General features: G+C 56.8%; 3 protein-coding genes. All 3 read left to right on the plus strand.

Annotation, left to right across the window (positions count from 1 at the left end; genetic code table 11):
* Positions 1–2,135: RHS repeat-associated core domain-containing protein (locus MHX66_RS10380; RefSeq protein ID WP_239202849.1), on the plus strand; the 2,135-nt coding region annotated here is incomplete at its 5' end.
* An 8-nt stretch (positions 2,136–2,143) separates the two neighbouring features.
* Positions 2,144–2,518 carry a hypothetical protein gene (locus MHX66_RS10385; protein WP_239202851.1) on the plus strand — a complete coding sequence of 125 codons (375 nt, stop codon included), beginning with the start codon at positions 2,144–2,146 and terminating at the stop codon, positions 2,516–2,518.
* Positions 2,511–3,272 carry a hypothetical protein gene (locus MHX66_RS10390; protein ID WP_239202852.1) on the plus strand — a complete coding sequence of 254 codons (762 nt, stop codon included), beginning with the start codon at positions 2,511–2,513 and terminating at the stop codon, positions 3,270–3,272. The genes MHX66_RS10385 and MHX66_RS10390 overlap by 8 nt, the downstream gene beginning before the upstream one ends.
* Positions 3,273–3,960: the final 688 nt, after the last annotated feature.

Genomic DNA, 3,960 nt, shown 5'->3' on the forward strand with positions numbered 1-3,960 from the left:
TCGTCACCACCAACACCACCAGCCCCGACGGGCTCATCACCAATGTGACCACCCCAGCAGGCACAACGACCACCACTCGTAACCAGTTGGGACTGACCACCAGCATTGATGATGCCTCCGGCACCACACTGTTTGACTACGATCCCTTCGGCCGCCTGACCAGCATCACCAACCCGGCTGCCACCATCACCTACACCCGCGATACCTACGGCCGAGCCATCGCTGAAACCACCCGCCTGGCCAGTGGCGAAGAAACCCGCCACACGCTCGAGCTCTCCCCCACGGGCATGGTCACCGGCGAACACCTCACCCTACCCACCGACCACACCATCACCACCGACTACGGGCGCAATGCCGCTGGTGAGATCACCAGCAGCACCATCACCCAACACACCACCCCAACGGTCACTCATGACCGCCACACCGATACAAGCGCTCCGGCAGGCCTGGATCACGCTGGCCGTCTGCTTGCCGAGCTGACCTACACCACCAACACCCGCGGCCACCGCGCCACCACTGCCATCGACAACCTGGTACGCACCATTGACATCGACACGCGTGGGCGCATCACCGGTGACCACACCAGCCTGCTTGACAGCACCACCACCGGCGGACTTGTACCCGTTGCAGGCCGTGACTTCACCTGGCAAGCCGACTCCACCCTCACCACCATCACCGACCAACTGCGTGGCACCACCAGCTTCACCGTCGACGCTATCGGCCGTGCTACCAGTGCAACCCGCACACCCCACACCAACCCCAGCAACCCCAGTGACCAGGGCACCACCCCACCACACACTCCTGCACGAGCAGGCACTCCAGCACAATCGGTCAGTGCCACCACTGGGGGTTCCGCCCAGGAGAACTACTCCTTCACCCCGGCAGGTGTGCTGGCCTCTACCACTGACGGGGTCATCGACTACCACAACACACTTCCCGTCAAGGTCGGCCGGACTACCTACACCTACGATAGTGCCGGCCGCATCACCCGCACCGTGACCAAACGCCTGGGTAAGAAACCGTTAGTCCATCACTTCTTCTACGCCACCGGTGAACAACCCATCGGCTTTACCTCAAGTGATGCTCCCGGTGTTGGCTACCGCTACGTCTACGATGGTCTCGGCCGACGCGTCACCAAAGACACGATCAACACCACCACCGGAGAAGTTATCCACCGTGACGTGTTCACCCACACCGGTAACCAACTGGCAGCCGTCACCACCACCGTCGACACCGATCCGGCACGTGTGGGTGAAGGCTACGTGTGGACTACTGACCCGGCCACTGGTGAGACACACGGCCAGATCGCACTAACCACCAGTGGCACCGGCGACGCCAACCAGACTCCGGTTAACCCTGCCACCACCTGGCCACAGGCTCGGGTTGATGCGACGTTCTACGCCCTGGTGTGCGACCTAGCCGGAGCACCACAGGAACTGATCAACACCACCACCGGTGTCGTCGAAGGACACACCACCCAAACCCTCTACGGCACACGTACGTGGGCGGGTCAGTGCACCAGCCCGTTGTTGTTTGCCGGTCAGTACGAGGATGCTGAATCAGGGTGGGCGTACAACCGGTTCCGCTACTACAACCCCACCCTGGGTGCCTACAATGCCCAAGACCCACTCGGGCTTGCCCCACGACTAGCTTCGGCACAGGGGTATGTCGACCACGCAGCGTTCTGGATTGATTTCCTAGGCTTAGAGTCGTGCCAAGAATTTGTCGAGGGAATTCCCGTCAAACGCTATGGTTCCACGCCAGTCGGCGGGCATCATATTCCGGCGAAGGCCAACTACAATAATGCTCCATTGGCACGACAACATTCGCTGGATGCTCCTGCAGTCCCAATTAATGAACTTAAGAATTCAAACAATCCCGCAACCGGATCTGCGCTTCACAAAGAGATCACTGCAGCACAACGACGCGGATATGATGATTTTGCCAAGAAGTTTGATCCTGACGTCGATACCTATACTTGGAACGACGTGAGAGCCATCGAGGTAGAGGCACACACCTCGGTCGGATTCAGCCAATCTGAAGCGGAAGCACTAACCGATCATGGTATCGAGAAGCTCAAGCAACAAGGCTTGTCTCAACCTACAAATATCCCGTGGAACCCTGGAGTGTTATAAGAGTGTTAATGCAGCCCACCAACGAACAGCTGACGCAATTTCAATCGGACCTCGAAGACGTCGTCACGCCAACCATTGAACAGCTTCACACGCGAATCCAGGAAACAGGGCCACTGTCATCTGATGACGCAACCAAATTCGTTGCAGATATCACGGCGCTGACAATATTCGAGCTGGCCGAGCGACTTGACGGAAACGCCGACAAAACCGGCGCCCTCAGCTACCGGTTCGCTGCAGCAGAAGGGGAAGAAGTGCGCCTGCCTGCCGAAGTGCTCAGCGCCATCACCGGATGGCTTTCCGCTCCAAAGGATCGAAACCCCCTCGCCGGGAAGACCAGCCACCCGTACCCCTTCGACTTTTACGGAGCGAAAGACTATGCATAGCGATTCCGCACTGCTGCTCATCGGACGACTGTATGCGAAAGTTTACGACCAATCCATGGACTCGGATGCCGCCGAGCACCTCCACCATCTGCTGAGCAATATTCATGACACCACCGCCATCGATGAGGCCATCTACGCCTACCAAGGCGAAATACTCGGCATCCTGCTGGATTCAGTGAATCAGTCCGACTCGCTCGAGTTGTACACGGCGAGTACGTCGCAGCGCGAGTCTCTCAACTTGGCCATCACCGCCCTCGAAGATACGCCTCAGTCTATGGCGGCACTCGTGGCAATTGCGCAGTTGGCGCAGGTTGAACCACCAGCTCCCGGCCAAGCCAGAATCGACATCCCCACGGAAAATCTCTCGAACGACGCCCGAAAACTTTCAGAGCTCGGCCTCCACCAGGGCATCGCCATTTCGGTCCCGCATTTGGGCATTCCGATCTTGGAAGGCGACGAAACCACTGACATCTCCACCTCGTCTACCGTATTGGGCGACCAACGTTACGCCTCTGCCAAAGCCGTACCCAAGTGGCTGACTCACTTGTCGGAAACTCCGTCCGCTGGCTTCGTTACGTACCAGAATTCGCACGGCGAGACCCTCCAGGTCAAGTTCAATGCCAAGGGAAACTACTTCCCGCTTCTTCTCACGAACCACAACGGAAACCGCCACCTCGACAAACTACCGTCCGCGAAACAAGCCGAAAACCACATCGTGGCCTGGCTCGACAATTCACAATCACCGATCACCTAACTGCCACTCAAAAGCGATTTGGTTCTGTTTACTTTGGAGATAGAAGCAGCATACTGGGTCGACGCGCTCGGGCTGATGGCCCACCGCCGCATTGGAAGCTGGACCTCACACGATACCCTCGGAAAGAAAGTCCTCAAAAGTGATTCAGGCTATCTGTTCGACCCAAACCACGTTCACAGAGGTGAAACGAACGTGGAACGAATGACCAGAGGGCTAGCACCAAAGGGACATGATGGTAACTCTATTCACATCTTTAACGGGTTAAAGTCTTGTGATTTTCCAAAGGACGTAACTCCGGTGGATCGTAATACATTCAACTCTTGGAAAAGACAGTATTGGCGAGAAAGGGCGTTAGACTTCCTATGATTAATCTGAGTGATTTCGCAAACTTCGACGATAGCTATGTATTTGGTGAAGGCAGCACTGTACAAGAGGTTCAGGAAGGCTTTGCATCTAGCCCTGAATGGTTGCCGGAAGACTTCAAACAGCTATTCACCCAATGCGATCGATGGACCCTAGTCGGAGTCGAAATGTTTTCACCCCTAGCCGTCGAGAGTGTCCGATTGTTTGTGTGCGGGGGCTTGGTTTACAAGTACTCCGCGAATCGGTCTGGGTATGCCACAGCTAGTTGGTTGATGGCTTGTTTCCAGCCATTGGCCTTCGCTCCTTCAACATACCCGTTGCCTTC

It is taken from the genome of Corynebacterium sp. ACRPH (assembly GCF_022347285.1).
GTDB lineage: Bacteria > Actinomycetota > Actinomycetes > Mycobacteriales > Mycobacteriaceae > Corynebacterium.